The 14,829-nt window shown below is 32.6% G+C and carries 12 protein-coding genes; all 12 read left to right on the top strand.

All coding sequences use genetic code 11. The features are described from left to right. The first annotated feature begins 271 nt into the window (after positions 1-271). The 12 genes from ylqF to hslU all read left to right on the top strand — a co-directional run bounded on the left by ylqF (position 272) and on the right by hslU (position 14,810). Complete coding sequence (gene ylqF / locus KI230_RS06115; protein ID WP_000236720.1) at positions 272-1,156, top strand: ribosome biogenesis GTPase YlqF; 885 nt, start codon at positions 272-274, stop codon at positions 1,154-1,156. Beyond that, a complete protein-coding gene (rnhB, locus tag KI230_RS06120; RefSeq protein WP_000176400.1) occupies positions 1,140-1,907 on the top strand; it encodes a ribonuclease HII in 768 nt (255 codons plus the stop codon). The genes ylqF and rnhB overlap by 17 nt, the downstream gene beginning before the upstream one ends. Positions 1,908-2,015: 108 nt before the next feature. Continuing rightward, positions 2,016-3,182, top strand: coding sequence for an ADP-forming succinate--CoA ligase subunit beta (gene sucC / locus KI230_RS06125; protein ID WP_001020799.1), 1,167 nt, complete (start codon positions 2,016-2,018; stop codon positions 3,180-3,182). A 21-nt stretch (positions 3,183-3,203) separates the two neighbouring features. Beyond that, positions 3,204-4,112, top strand: coding sequence for a succinate--CoA ligase subunit alpha (sucD, locus tag KI230_RS06130; RefSeq protein WP_000110251.1), 909 nt, complete (start codon positions 3,204-3,206; stop codon positions 4,110-4,112). Positions 4,113-4,338: 226 nt separating this feature from the next. Further along, positions 4,339-5,457 carry a LysM peptidoglycan-binding domain-containing protein gene (locus KI230_RS06135; protein ID WP_001041673.1) on the top strand — a complete coding sequence of 373 codons (1,119 nt, stop codon included), beginning with the start codon at positions 4,339-4,341 and terminating at the stop codon, positions 5,455-5,457. A 27-nt stretch (positions 5,458-5,484) separates the two neighbouring features. Continuing rightward, the gene (gene fmhC, locus KI230_RS06140; RefSeq protein ID WP_000672869.1) at positions 5,485-6,729 is read left to right on the top strand and encodes a FemA/FemB family glycyltransferase FmhC; all 1,245 of its coding nucleotides are present in this window, start codon (positions 5,485-5,487) and stop codon (positions 6,727-6,729) included. A gap of 172 nt (positions 6,730-6,901) precedes the next feature. After that, the gene (gene dprA / locus KI230_RS06145) at positions 6,902-7,774 is read left to right on the top strand and encodes a DNA-processing protein DprA (protein ID WP_045177422.1); all 873 of its coding nucleotides are present in this window, start codon (positions 6,902-6,904) and stop codon (positions 7,772-7,774) included. Positions 7,775-7,947: 173 nt separating this feature from the next. After that, positions 7,948-10,023: a type I DNA topoisomerase gene (gene topA, locus KI230_RS06150; protein WP_001557331.1), complete on the top strand. Its 2,076-nt coding sequence runs from the start codon at positions 7,948-7,950 to the stop codon at positions 10,021-10,023. A 155-nt stretch (positions 10,024-10,178) separates the two neighbouring features. After that, positions 10,179-11,486: a methylenetetrahydrofolate--tRNA-(uracil(54)-C(5))-methyltransferase (FADH(2)-oxidizing) TrmFO gene (gene trmFO / locus KI230_RS06155; protein WP_000195259.1), complete on the top strand. Its 1,308-nt coding sequence runs from the start codon at positions 10,179-10,181 to the stop codon at positions 11,484-11,486. Positions 11,487-11,902: 416 nt separating this feature from the next. After that, on the top strand, positions 11,903-12,799 hold the full coding sequence (gene xerC / locus KI230_RS06160; protein ID WP_001015597.1) for a tyrosine recombinase XerC: 897 nt from the start codon (positions 11,903-11,905) through the stop codon (positions 12,797-12,799). After that, positions 12,796-13,341, top strand: a complete 546-nt coding sequence (hslV, locus tag KI230_RS06165; RefSeq protein ID WP_000072681.1) for an ATP-dependent protease subunit HslV — start codon at positions 12,796-12,798, stop codon at positions 13,339-13,341. Before xerC ends, hslV begins: the two co-directional genes overlap by 4 nt. Before the next feature lie 65 nt (positions 13,342-13,406). Further along, positions 13,407-14,810, top strand: coding sequence for an ATP-dependent protease ATPase subunit HslU (hslU, locus tag KI230_RS06170; RefSeq protein WP_000379054.1), 1,404 nt, complete (start codon positions 13,407-13,409; stop codon positions 14,808-14,810). Positions 14,811-14,829: the final 19 nt, after the last annotated feature.

Raw genomic sequence — 14,829 nt, forward strand, 5'->3', positions numbered from 1 at the left:
ATTTTCAGTTTATCATTAAACAAATATATTGAATAATAAAAATGTCATACTGATAAAGATGAATGTCACCTAATAAGCAGCTTAGATTTATTAAATGAAAATTTTTAATTAGAGAAAACTTGGAATAATCACTTATACCTGAATCTAAAGCATTGTTAAGAAGTGTGACAATGTTAAAATAAATATAGTTGAATTAATGAATTTGTTCTATAATTAACAGGTTATAGATTTTAATAATGAGAAAAGAATTGACGAAAGTAAGGTGAATTGAATGGTTATTCAATGGTATCCAGGACATATGGCGAAAGCCAAAAGAGAAGTAAGTGAACAATTAAAAAAAGTAGATGTAGTGTTTGAACTAGTAGATGCAAGAATTCCATATAGTTCAAGAAACCCTATGATAGATGAAGTTATTAACCAAAAACCACGTGTTGTTATATTAAATAAAAAAGATATGTCTAATTTAAATGAGATGTCAAAATGGGAACAATTTTTTATTGATAAAGGATACTATCCTGTATCAGTGGATGCTAAGCACGGTAAAAATTTAAAGAAAGTGGAAGCTGCAGCAATTAAGGCGACTGCTGAAAAATTTGAACGTGAAAAAGCAAAAGGACTTAAGCCAAGAGCGATTAGAGCGATGATTGTTGGAATTCCAAATGTTGGTAAATCCACATTAATAAATAAACTGGCAAAGCGTAGTATTGCACAGACTGGTAATAAACCAGGTGTGACCAAACAACAACAATGGATTAAAGTTGGTAATGCATTACAACTATTAGACACACCAGGGATACTTTGGCCTAAATTTGAAGATGAAGAAGTCGGTAAGAAGTTGAGTTTAACTGGTGCGATAAAAGATAGTATTGTGCACTTAGATGAAGTTGCCATCTATGGTCTGAACTTTTTAATTCAAAATGATTTAGCGCGCTTAAAAGCACATTATAAAATCGAAGTTCCTGAAGATGCAGAAATCTTAGCGTGGTTTGATGCGATAGGGAAAAAGCGTGGCTTAATTCGACGTGGTAATGAAATTGATTACGAGGCAGTCATTGAATTGATTATTTACGATATTCGAAATGCTAAAATAGGAAATTATTGTTTTGATATTTTTAAAGATATGACTGAGGAATTAGCAAATGACGCTAACAATTAAAGAAGTAACGCAGTTGATTAATGCGGTTAATACAATAGAAGAATTAGAAAATCATGAATGCTTTTTAGATGAGCGAAAAGGTGTACAAAATGCCATAGCCAGACGAAGAAAAGCGTTAGAAAAAGAACAAGCTTTAAAAGAAAAATATGTTGAAATGACTTACTTTGAAAATGAAATATTAAAAGAGAATCCTAATGCTATTATTTGTGGTATTGATGAAGTTGGAAGAGGACCTTTAGCAGGTCCAGTCGTTGCATGCGCAACAATTTTAAATTCAAATCACAATTATTTGGGTCTTGATGACTCGAAAAAAGTACCTGTTACGAAACGTCTAGAATTAAATGAAGCACTAAAAAATGAAGTTACTGCTTTTGCATATGGGATCGCGACAGCTGAAGAAATAGATGAATTTAATATTTATAAAGCTACTCAAATCGCCATGCAGCGAGCTATTGATGGATTATCAGTACAACCAACGCATTTATTGATAGACGCTATGACGCTTGATAATGCACTGCCTCAAGTATCTTTAATCAAGGGTGATGCAAGAAGTGTGTCCATTGCAGCTGCAAGTATCATGGCAAAGGTTTTTCGTGATGATTATATGACACAGTTATCTAAAAATTATCCTGAATACGGTTTTGAAAAAAACGCGGGTTATGGTACCAAACAACATTTACTAGCAATCGATGATATTGGCATTATGAAAGAGCATAGAAAAAGCTTTGAACCTATAAAATCGTTACTGTAAATCGTAAAATTCAATTAAATGATAAAAAAGTAGCATTTAAGTTTACAATAGCGCTTACATTTTTTATAATTGTAAGGGAACTTAACCTAAGTAACAGGAGGATGGAAGATGAATATCCACGAGTATCAAGGTAAAGAAATATTTCGTTCAATGGGCGTTGCAGTTCCAGAAGGACGAGTAGCATTTACTGCTGAAGAAGCGGTGGAGAAAGCAAAAGAATTAAATTCTGATGTTTATGTTGTAAAAGCACAAATTCATGCTGGAGGTAGAGGTAAAGCAGGCGGAGTAAAAATTGCTAAATCTTTATCTGAGGTAGAAACATATGCAAAAGAATTATTAGGGAAAACTTTGGTGACACATCAAACTGGTCCAGAAGGTAAAGAAATTAAGCGTTTATATATCGAAGAAGGTTGTGCTATTCAAAAAGAATATTACGTTGGATTCGTTATTGATCGTGCGACTGACCAAGTAACATTGATGGCGTCTGAAGAAGGGGGCACTGAGATTGAAGAAGTTGCTGCGAAGACTCCTGAAAAGATCTTCAAAGAAACTATCGATCCAGTAATCGGACTTTCACCATTCCAAGCAAGACGAATTGCGTTTAATATTAATATTCCTAAAGAATCTGTTAACAAAGCAGCTAAATTCTTATTAGCACTTTATAATGTATTCATTGAAAAAGATTGTTCAATCGTAGAAATCAACCCATTAGTTATAACAGCTGATGGTGATGTATTGGCATTAGATGCTAAAATTAATTTTGATGATAATGCATTATTCAGACATAAAGATGTTGTAGAATTACGTGATTTAGAAGAAGAAGATCCGAAAGAGATTGAGGCGTCTAAACATGATTTATCATACATTGCATTAGATGGTGATATCGGATGTATGGTTAATGGTGCAGGTTTAGCCATGGCAACAATGGATACGATTAATCATTTCGGTGGAAACCCAGCCAATTTCTTAGATGCAGGCGGAAGCGCTACTAGAGAAAAAGTAACTGAAGCATTTAAAATCATTTTAGGTGATGAAAATGTTAAAGGTATTTTTGTAAATATTTTCGGTGGCATTATGAAATGTGATGTTATCGCAGAAGGTATCGTTGAAGCTGTAAAAGAAGTAGATTTAACTTTACCACTAGTTGTACGCTTAGAAGGTACAAATGTTGAGTTAGGTAAAAAAATCTTAAAAGACTCAGGATTAGCAATTGAACCAGCAGCAACAATGGCTGAAGGTGCACAAAAAATTGTTAAACTAGTCAAAGAAGCATAAGGAAAGGATGGGAGCACTAAGATGAGTGTATTTATAGATAAGAATACTAAAGTAATGGTACAAGGTATTACAGGGTCTACTGCCCTTTTCCATACAAAACAAATGCTTGATTATGGTACGAAAATAGTAGCAGGTGTGACGCCTGGTAAAGGTGGTCAAGTTGTTGAAGGCGTTCCTGTTTTCAACACTGTTGAAGAAGCTAAAAATGAAACCGGGGCAACGGTTTCAGTCATTTACGTTCCAGCACCATTTGCTGCAGACTCAATTTTAGAAGCAGCTGATGCAGACTTAGATATGGTTATTTGTATCACTGAACATATTCCTGTATTAGACATGGTTAAAGTTAAACGCTACTTACAAGGTAGAAAAACACGTTTAGTTGGTCCAAACTGTCCAGGTGTGATTACAGCAGATGAATGTAAAATTGGTATTATGCCTGGCTATATTCACAAAAAAGGTCATGTTGGTGTAGTATCACGTTCAGGTACACTAACATATGAAGCAGTGCACCAATTGACTGAAGAAGGTATTGGTCAAACTACAGCTGTTGGTATTGGTGGAGACCCAGTCAACGGAACAAACTTTATTGATGTTTTAAAAGCATTCAATGAAGATGACGAAACGAAAGCAGTTGTTATGATTGGTGAAATCGGTGGTACAGCTGAAGAAGAAGCAGCTGAATGGATTAAAGCGAATATGACAAAACCAGTTGTAGGCTTTATCGGTGGACAAACAGCACCTCCTGGAAAACGTATGGGACATGCTGGTGCAATCATTTCAGGTGGTAAAGGTACTGCTGAAGAGAAAATTAAAACATTAAATAGTTGTGGTGTGAAAACAGCGGCAACACCTTCAGAAATTGGTTCAACATTAATTGAAGCTGCTAAAGAAGCAGGTATTTATGAAGCATTATTAACTGTTAATAAATAAAGTTAAAAGATGATATAAATGGCTATAGCCCATTCCGTACTTTATAAAAGTATCGGAAATGGGCTATTTGTCGTGCGATGAATTTTAGTACACTTTTCATATTTTGGAAAGACAAGTTAATTATTTTACCTCCTTCAATAGCTTTATAAAACAAAGCAAATTTTTATTAAAACATATAGTGCACTATGTTATAATATTTATATATTATTGCGAGGAGTGTTACATCATGAATAAACAACAAAGTAAAGTACGCTATTCAATTAGAAAAGTTAGTATTGGAATTTTGTCAATTTCAATAGGTATGTTTTTGGCATTGGGTATGTCGAACAAAGCATATGCAGATGAAATTGATAAATCTAAAGATTTTACAAGAGGGTATGAGCAAAATGTATTCGCGAAATCAGAGTTAAATGCTAATAAAAATACGACAAATGACAAAATAAAAAATGAAGGTGCTGTTAAAACATCGGACACAAGTTTAAAGTTAGACAACAAATCAGCAATTTCAAATGGAAATGAAATTAATCAAGATATAAAGATTTCAAATACTCCGAAAAACTCAAGCCAAGGTAACAATCTAGTTGTTAATAACAATGAACCTACTAAAGAAATTAAAATTGCAAACTTAGAAGTTCAAAATTCTAATCAGAAGAAAATGAATAAAGTTACTAATAATTACTTTGGTTACTACAGTTTTAGAGAAGCTCCAAAAACACAAATCTATACTGTAAAAAAAGGAGACACACTTAGTGCTATAGCATTAAAATACAAAACTACAGTTTCAAATATTCAAAATACAAATAATATAGCAAATCCTAATTTAATATTTATTGGTCAAAAATTAAAAGTGCCAATGACACCATTAGTAGAACCAAAACCAAAAACAGTGTCTTCAAATAATAAAAGTAATAGTAATAGCAGTACATTAAATTATTTGAAAACATTAGAGAATAGAGGATGGGATTTCGACGGTAGTTATGGATGGCAATGTTTCGATTTAGTTAATGTATATTGGAATCATCTTTATGGTCATGGATTAAAAGGATATGGAGCTAAAGATATACCATATGCAAATAATTTTAATAGTGAAGCTAAAATTTATCACAACACACCAACTTTCAAAGCTGAACCTGGGGACTTAGTGGTTTTTAGCGGAAGATTTGGTGGAGGATATGGTCATACAGCTATTGTCTTAAATGGTGATTATGATGGAAAATTAATGAAGTTCCAAAGTTTAGATCAAAACTGGAATAATGGTGGATGGCGTAAAGCAGAGGTTGCACATAAAGTTGTTCATAATTATGAAAATGATATGATTTTTATTAGACCATTTAAAAAAGCATAATTTAAATCGAAGGCAGGACATTGAAATATGAAATTTTCAACTTTAAGTGAAGAAGAATTTACCAACTACACCAAAAAGCACTTCAAACATTATACACAGTCTATAGAATTATATAATTATAGAAATAAAATAAATCATGAAGCACATATTGTGGGAGTGAAGAATGATAAAAATGAAGTTATAGCTGCATGTTTATTAACAGAGGCACGAATTTTTAAATTCTACAAATATTTCTACTCTCATAGAGGTCCTTTACTTGATTATTTCGATGCTAAATTAGTTTGTTACTTTTTTAAAGAATTATCTAAATTCATTTATAAAAATAGAGGAGTATTTATTCTTGTTGATCCATATTTAATAGAGAATTTAAGAGATGCAAATGGTAGGATAATAAAGAATTATAATAATTCAGTGATAGTAAAGATGCTAGGGAAAATTGGGTATCTCCATCAAGGTTATACAACAGGATATTCAAATAAAAGTCAAATTAGGTGGATTTCTGTATTGGATTTAAAAGATAAAGATGAGAATCAACTTTTAAAAGAAATGGAATACCAAACTAGAAGAAATATAAAAAAGACTATTGAGATTGGTGTTAAGGTTGAAGATTTATCTATTGAAGAAACAAATCGATTTTATAAATTGTTTCAAATGGCTGAAGAAAAACATGGTTTTCATTTCATGAATGAAGATTATTTTAAACGAATGCAAGAAATATATAAAGATAAGGCAATGTTAAAGATAGCTTGTATAAATCTTAATGAATATCAAGATAAATTAAAAATACAATTATTGAAAATCGAAAATGAAATGATGACTGTGAACAGAGCATTAAATGAAAATCCAAATTCTAAAAAGAATAAATCAAAATTAAATCAGTTAAATATGCAATTATCTAGTATTAATAATAGAATTAGTAAAACCGAAGAACTAATATTAGAAGATGGACCTGTTTTGGATTTAGCTGCTGCTTTATTTATATGTACTGATGATGAAGTTTATTATCTATCAAGTGGATCAAATCCGAAATATAATCAGTATATGGGTGCATATCATCTACAATGGCATATGATAAAATATGCAAAATCACATAATATTAATAGGTATAATTTTTATGGAATAACAGGCGTCTTTAGTAATGAGGCGGATGATTTTGGTGTTCAACAATTTAAAAAGGGTTTTAATGCACATGTTGAAGAATTAATTGGTGATTTCATCAAACCAGTAAGACCAATTCTATATAAATTTGCAAAACTTATTTATAAGGTTTAATTATAAAGTATGTTGGAAATTGAAATTTTAAATTCTTTCCAACATACTTTTCACTTTTTAAGTCAGTATTTTTACTCCTTAAAATAACATTACATCGACAATGTTTTTGTATTAGAAATGTAAAACAAAAATAGAATATGATTTTGTATGATTACAAAAAGGAGTTGATTTATTGATTAAACTATTTTTGCTTAAGTTATACTGGGCACACTTTTCGACTAAACAAATTCATCAATTTTTAATGGCATATTCTAATGTAATTAAAGAGGAGGGAAGAAAAAAAGATAGTTATTTATGTGAATGGGTGAATAGGGAAGAAAATGTTCATTTATTACGTAAATACTATGCTTTTATAAAACTTGATCATAACGATATTATTAAAGAACTGCAGAAATTAAAAGTAAGTTACATTACATATATGGATTCTGAATACCCAGTGCTATTAAAAGAAATATATCAATTTCCATTACTTCTTTTCTATAAAGGGAACATCAAATTAATAAATAATATGCATCATTTGGCAGTAGTAGGTGCAAGAGATTCTACAAGTTATACCCAACAGTCTTTAGAATTTTTATTATCAAATGATAAAAGCAAATATTTAACAATTGTTTCCGGCCTTGCTCAAGGAGCTGATGCAATGGCACATCAAATAGCTTTAAAATACAATCTCCCTACAATTGCAGTTTTAGCCTTTGGCCATCAAACACATTATCCCAAAAGTACATTAGCATTAAGAAATAAAATAGAAGAAAAAGGTTTAGTTATATCCGAATATCCACCACATACACCAATCGCTAAATATAGATTTCCTGAGCGCAATAGAATTATCAGCGGTTTGTCAAAAGGGGTTTTAATTACTGAGGCTAAGGAACAAAGTGGCAGTCACATCACGATAGATTTTGCATTAGAGCAAAATAGAAATGTTTATGTTTTACCTGGATCTATGTTTAATCCTATGACAAAAGGTAATTTATTACGTATCCAAGAAGGTGCTAAGGTAGTATTAAACGCTAATGATATATTTGAAGACTACTATATTTAAAACTAAAAATAACGAGTTGCTTCATATTTCTTTTGTTACCCTTTGTAATTTATTTTTTAATAAAATCTATAAAAAATAGACAGGGAAAATGATTTGTTTAGATATAAAACGTTGACAAAAGCAAAATTAAGCGTTTATCATTTATCTTTAGTAATTAGATTAGCGAGGGGGAAATGACATTGGCAGATAATTTAGTCATTGTTGAATCGCCTGCAAAAGCAAAAACCATTGAAAAGTATTTAGGTAAGAAATATAAAGTTATAGCTTCAATGGGACACGTCAGAGACTTACCAAGAAGTCAAATGGGTGTCGACACTGAAGATAATTACGAACCAAAATATATAACAATACGCGGAAAAGGTCCTGTTGTAAAAGAATTGAAAAAACATGCAAAAAAAGCGAAAAACGTCTTTCTCGCAAGTGACCCCGACCGTGAAGGTGAAGCAATTGCTTGGCATTTATCAAAAATTTTAGAGCTTGAAGATTCTAAAGAAAATCGCGTTGTTTTCAACGAAATAACTAAAGACGCTGTTAAAGAAAGTTTTAAAAATCCTAGAGAAATTGAAATGAACTTAGTCGATGCACAACAAGCGCGTCGAATATTAGATAGATTGGTTGGCTATAACATCTCGCCAGTTCTATGGAAAAAAGTAAAAAAAGGTTTGTCAGCGGGTCGAGTTCAATCTGTTGCACTTCGTTTAGTCATTGACCGTGAAAATGAAATTCGAAACTTTAAACCAGAAGAATATTGGACTATTGAAGGAGAATTTAGATACAAAAAATCAAAATTCAATGCTAAATTCCTTCATTATAAAAATAAACCTTTTAAACTAAAAACGAAAAAAGATGTTGAGAAAATTACAGCTGCATTAGATGGAGATCAATTCGAAATTACAAACGTGACTAAAAAAGAAAAAACGCGTAATCCAGCAAACCCATTTACAACTTCCACATTACAACAAGAGGCGGCACGTAAATTAAACTTTAAAGCAAGAAAAACAATGATGGTCGCACAACAATTATATGAAGGTATAGATTTGAAAAAACAAGGTACGATTGGTTTAATAACATATATGAGAACCGATTCTACACGTATTTCAGATACTGCCAAAGCTGAAGCAAAACAGTATATAACTGATAAATACGGTGAATCTTACACTTCTAAACGTAAAGCATCAGGGAAACAAGGTGACCAAGATGCCCATGAGGCTATTAGACCTTCAAGTACTATGCGTACGCCAGATGATATGAAGTCATTTTTGACGAAAGACCAATACCGATTATACAAATTAATTTGGGAACGATTTGTTGCTAGTCAAATGGCTCCAGCAATACTTGATACAGTCTCATTAGACATAACACAAGGTGACATTAAATTTAGAGCGAATGGTCAAACAATCAAGTTTAAAGGATTTATGACACTTTATGTAGAAACTAAAGATGATAGTGATAGCGAAAAGGAAAATAAACTGCCTAAATTAGAGCAAGGTGATAAAGTCACAGCAACTCAAATTGAACCAGCTCAACACTATACACAACCACCTCCAAGATATACTGAGGCGAGATTAGTAAAAACACTAGAAGAATTGAAAATTGGGCGACCATCAACCTATGCACCGACAATAGATACGATTCAAAAGCGTAACTATGTCAAATTAGAAAGTAAGCGTTTTGTTCCTACTGAGTTGGGAGAAATAGTTCATGAACAAGTGAAAGAATACTTCCCAGAGATTATTGATGTGGAATTCACAGTGAATATGGAAACGTTACTTGATAAGATTGCAGAAGGCGACATTACATGGAGAAAAGTAATAGACGGTTTCTTTAGTAGCTTTAAACAAGATGTTGAACGTGCTGAAGAAGAGATGGAAAAGATTGAAATCAAAGATGAGCCAGCCGGTGAAGACTGTGAAGTTTGTGGTTCTCCTATGGTTATAAAAATGGGACGCTATGGTAAGTTCATGGCTTGCTCAAACTTCCCGGATTGTCGTAATACAAAAGCGATAGTTAAGTCTATTGGTGTTAAATGTCCAAAATGTAATGATGGTGACGTCGTAGAAAGAAAATCTAAAAAGAATCGTGTCTTTTATGGATGTTCGAAATATCCTGAATGCGACTTTATCTCTTGGGATAAGCCGATTGGAAGAGATTGTCCAAAATGTAACCAATATCTTGTTGAAAATAAAAAAGGCAAGACAACACAAGTAATATGTTCAAATTGCGATTATAAAGAGGCAGCGCAGAAATAATATTTTTATTTCCTAGATACATTTTAAGGTTGTTAAATAGAATCATTAGTGAATCTTATTTTAAAGATAGTAATGGATTAATCTAAATAAGTGCGGATAATATAAACATAACAACATAATTAAAAGACATAAATGACAATAAAAGGAGTATAGAAATGACTCAAACTGTAAATGTAATAGGTGCTGGTCTTGCCGGTTCAGAAGCGGCATATCAATTAGCTGAAAGAGGAATTAAAGTTAATCTAATAGAGATGAGACCTGTTAAACAAACACCAGCGCACCATACTGATAAATTTGCGGAACTTGTATGTTCCAATTCATTACGCGGAAATGCTTTAACTAATGGTGTGGGTGTTTTAAAAGAAGAAATGAGAAGATTGAATTCTATAATTATTGAAGCGGCTGATAAGGCACGAGTTCCAGCTGGTGGTGCATTAGCAGTTGATAGACACGATTTTTCAGGTTATATAACTGAAGTACTTAAAAATCATGAAAATATCACAGTTATTAATGAAGAAATTAATGCCATTCCAGATGGATACACAATTATCGCAACAGGACCACTTACTACAGAAACCCTTGCGCAAGAAATAGTGGACATTACTGGTAAAGATCAACTTTATTTCTATGATGCGGCTGCTCCAATTATTGAAAAAGAATCTATTGATATGGATAAAGTTTACTTAAAGTCCCGTTATGATAAAGGTGAAGCTGCATATTTAAACTGTCCTATGACTGAGGATGAATTTAATCGCTTTTATGATGCAGTATTAGAAGCTGAAGTTGCGCCTGTAAATTCATTTGAAAAAGAAAAATATTTCGAGGGTTGTATGCCTTTTGAAGTAATGGCAGAACGCGGACGCAAGACATTACTATTTGGACCAATGAAACCAGTAGGATTAGAAGATCCAAAGACTGGGAAACGTCCTTATGCAGTGGTTCAATTAAGACAAGATGATGCTGCTGGCACACTCTACAATATTGTCGGCTTCCAAACGCATTTAAAATGGGGAGCTCAAAAAGAAGTTATTAAATTAATTCCAGGTTTAGAAAATGTTGATATTGTTAGATATGGTGTGATGCATAGAAATACCTTCATTAACTCACCGGACGTATTAAACGAGAAATATGAATTGATTTCACAACCAAACATACAGTTTGCGGGACAAATGACTGGTGTTGAAGGTTATGTAGAAAGCGCAGCTAGCGGCTTAGTTGCAGGTATCAATCTTGCGCATAAAATATTAGGCAAAGGTGAGGTAGTATTTCCTAGAGAAACGATGATTGGAAGTATGGCTTACTATATTTCTCATGCTAAAAATAATAAGAATTTCCAACCTATGAATGCTAACTTCGGGTTATTACCATCTTTAGAAACTAGAATTAAAGATAAAAAAGAACGCTATGAAGCACAAGCTAATAGAGCTTTGGATTACTTAGAAAATTTCAAAAAAACTTTATAAAATAGTTAGAAAGACTAGATATGCTATTCATTCTTAAGTCATCAACGAGTAAGTAATGACTTTCTAAATGGAAAATACTTATCCTAGTCTTTTTAATTTTGGAATTGTTACGTATTTCTGACAATTTAGAATTCGCATTCAAAAAATATCTAAATAAATAACACGCAATAAGTTGATTGATGTAACATGTAAGAGAATGTTTTAAATAAACTTTATTTAAAAGGCAATGAAATAATAAATGGCAAGGCTATTAATAAAGACTTTTAGTAATTAATTTAAAAAAGAGGTATTCTAATTAACAGGTTTTCCGATTAGTTACAATTATTTAATTCTCAAAAGATTTAGAATTGATTATCAAATTACTGTAAGCCCTTTGCTGTATATGCTACAATTCTTATTGATGGAGGGTAAATGTATTGAATCATATTCAAGATGCGTTTTTAAATACATTGAAAGTTGAACGGAATTTTTCGGAACACACATTGAAATCATATCAAGATGACTTAATTCAGTTTAATCAATTTTTAGAACAAGAACATTTAGAGTTGAATACTTTTGAATACAGAGATGCTAGAAATTATTTGAGCTATTTATATTCAAATCATTTGAAAAGAACATCTGTTTCTCGTAAAATCTCAACGTTAAGAACTTTCTATGAATATTGGATGACGCTTGATGAGAACATTATTAATCCATTTGTTCAATTAGTGCATCCGAAAAAAGAAAAATATCTTCCGCAATTCTTTTACGAAGAAGAAATGGAAGCGTTATTCAAAACTGTAGAAGAGGACACTTCAAAAAATTTACGGGATCGAGTTATTCTTGAATTGTTGTATGCTACAGGCATCCGTGTTTCGGAATTAGTGAATATTAAAAAACAAGATATAGATTTTTACGCGAATGGTGTTACCGTATTAGGAAAAGGGAGCAAAGAGCGTTTTGTACCGTTTGGTGCTTATTGTAGACAAAGCATCGAAAATTATTTAGAACATTTCAAACCAATTCAGTCATGCAATCATGATTTTCTTATTGTAAATATGAAGGGTGAAGCAATCACTGAACGCGGTGTACGATATGTTTTAAATGATATTGTTAAACGAACAGCAGGCGTGAGTGAGATTCATCCCCACAAGCTCAGACATACATTTGCAACGCATTTATTGAATCAAGGTGCAGACCTAAGAACAGTACAATCGTTATTAGGTCATGTTAATTTGTCAACAACTGGTAAATATACACACGTATCTAACCAACAATTAAGAAAAGTGTATCTAAATGCACATCCTCGAGCGAAAAAGGAGAATGAAACATGAGTAATACAACATTACATGCAACAACAATTTATGCTGTAAGACATAATGGGAAAGCAGCTATGGCTGGAGATGGGCAAGTAACGCTTGGTCAACAAGTCATCATGAAACAAACGGCAAGAAAAGTGCGACGTTTATATGAAGGTAAAGTGTTAGCTGGTTTCGCAGGTAGTGTAGCAGATGCGTTTACGTTATTTGAAAAATTCGAAACAAAATTACAACAGTTTAGTGGTAACTTAGAAAGAGCTGCTGTTGAATTGGCACAAGAATGGCGAGGCGATAAACAATTACGTCAATTAGAAGCTATGCTAATTGTAATGGATAAAGATGCAATTTTAGTTGTCAGTGGAACTGGCGAAGTTATTGCCCCAGATGATGACCTTATCGCTATTGGATCAGGAGGCAACTACGCATTAAGCGCAGGACGTGCATTGAAACGCCATGCATCGCATTTGTCTGCTGAAGAAATGGCATATGAGAGCTTGAAAGTAGCGGCTGATATTTGTGTCTTTACCAACGATAATATTGTTGTCGAAACACTATAATAATCAGAGCACGATAAATAATTACGAGCAATTAATTTTAGTTAAAAGACGGAGGAATGAAATTAATGGATACAGCTGGAATAAGATTAACTCCAAAAGAAATCGTATCTAAATTAAATGAATACATCGTTGGACAAAATGATGCTAAACGTAAAGTGGCAATTGCCCTACGTAATCGATACAGAAGAAGTTTATTAGATGAGGAATCAAAGCAAGAAATTTCACCTAAAAATATTTTGATGATTGGACCAACCGGCGTTGGTAAAACTGAAATTGCAAGAAGAATGGCCAAAGTTGTCGGCGCGCCATTTATAAAAGTAGAAGCTACTAAATTTACTGAGGTAGGTTATGTAGGACGAGATGTTGAAAGTATGGTTAGAGATCTTGTTGATGTTTCAGTAAGATTAGTCAAGGCGCAGAAAAAATCATTGGTACAAGATGAAGCAACAGCTAAGGCCAATGAAAAACTTGTTAAGTTATTAGTTCCAAGTATGAAAAAGAAAGCGTCTCAAACGAATAATCCTTTAGAGTCACTTTTCGGAGGTGCAATTCCAAATTTCGGACAAAATAACGAAGATGAAGAAGAACCACCTACTGAGGAAATTAAAACAAAACGTTCTGAAATTAAGAGACAGCTAGAAGAAGGCAAACTTGAAAAAGAAAAGGTAAGAATTAAAGTCGAACAAGATCCTGGTGCTTTAGGTATGCTAGGTACAAATCAAAATCAGCAAATGCAAGAGATGATGAATCAATTAATGCCTAAAAAGAAAGTTGAGCGAGAAGTTGCTGTTGAGACGGCAAGGAAAATCTTAGCTGATAGTTATGCGGATGAACTAATTGATCAAGAAAGCGCTAACCAAGAAGCGCTTGAATTAGCAGAACAAATGGGTATCATCTTTATAGATGAAATCGACAAAGTTGCGACGAATAATCATAATAGTGGTCAAGATGTCTCAAGACAAGGTGTTCAAAGAGATATTTTACCTATACTTGAAGGTAGCGTTATTCAAACCAAATATGGTACTGTGAATACTGAACATATGCTGTTTATAGGTGCTGGAGCTTTCCATGTATCTAAGCCGAGTGACTTGATACCAGAATTGCAAGGTCGTTTTCCGATTAGAGTTGAACTTGATAGTTTATCGGTAGAAGATTTTGTAAGAATTTTGACAGAACCAAAATTGTCATTAATTAAACAATATGAAGCATTGCTTCAAACAGAAGAAGTTACTGTAAACTTTACCGATGAAGCAATTACTCGCTTAGCTGAGATTGCCTATCAAGTAAATCAAGATACAGACAATATTGGTGCACGTCGACTTCATACAATTTTAGAAAAGATGCTAGAAGATTTATCATTCGAAGCACCAAGTATGCCGAATGCAGTTGTAGATATTACCCCACAATATGTTGATGATAAATTAAAATCAATTTCAACAAATAAAGATTTAAGTGCATTTATTCTATAAAAATATACAAAAGGAGAAA

Origin of the sequence: Staphylococcus sp. MZ3 (assembly GCF_018622755.1) — a bacterium.
Lineage (GTDB): Bacteria > Bacillota > Bacilli > Staphylococcales > Staphylococcaceae > Staphylococcus > Staphylococcus aureus.

Excerpts from the sequence above, each read along its gene's own strand:
- topA (WP_001557331.1), top strand. The coding sequence starts at position 7,948 with ATGACATTGGCAGATAATTTAGTCATTGTTGAATCGCCTGCAAAAGCA.
- trmFO (WP_000195259.1), top strand. The coding sequence starts at position 10,179 with ATGACTCAAACTGTAAATGTAATAGGTGCTGGTCTTGCCGGTTCAGAA.
- ylqF (WP_000236720.1), top strand. The coding sequence starts at position 272 with ATGGTTATTCAATGGTATCCAGGACATATGGCGAAAGCCAAAAGAGAA.
- KI230_RS06135 (WP_001041673.1), top strand. The coding sequence starts at position 4,339 with ATGAATAAACAACAAAGTAAAGTACGCTATTCAATTAGAAAAGTTAGT.
- fmhC (WP_000672869.1), top strand. The coding sequence starts at position 5,485 with ATGAAATTTTCAACTTTAAGTGAAGAAGAATTTACCAACTACACCAAA.
- hslU (WP_000379054.1), top strand. The coding sequence starts at position 13,407 with ATGGATACAGCTGGAATAAGATTAACTCCAAAAGAAATCGTATCTAAA.
- hslV (WP_000072681.1), top strand. The coding sequence starts at position 12,796 with ATGAGTAATACAACATTACATGCAACAACAATTTATGCTGTAAGACAT.
- sucC (WP_001020799.1), top strand. The coding sequence starts at position 2,016 with ATGAATATCCACGAGTATCAAGGTAAAGAAATATTTCGTTCAATGGGC.
- sucD (WP_000110251.1), top strand. The coding sequence starts at position 3,204 with ATGAGTGTATTTATAGATAAGAATACTAAAGTAATGGTACAAGGTATT.
- rnhB (WP_000176400.1), top strand. The coding sequence starts at position 1,140 with ATGACGCTAACAATTAAAGAAGTAACGCAGTTGATTAATGCGGTTAAT.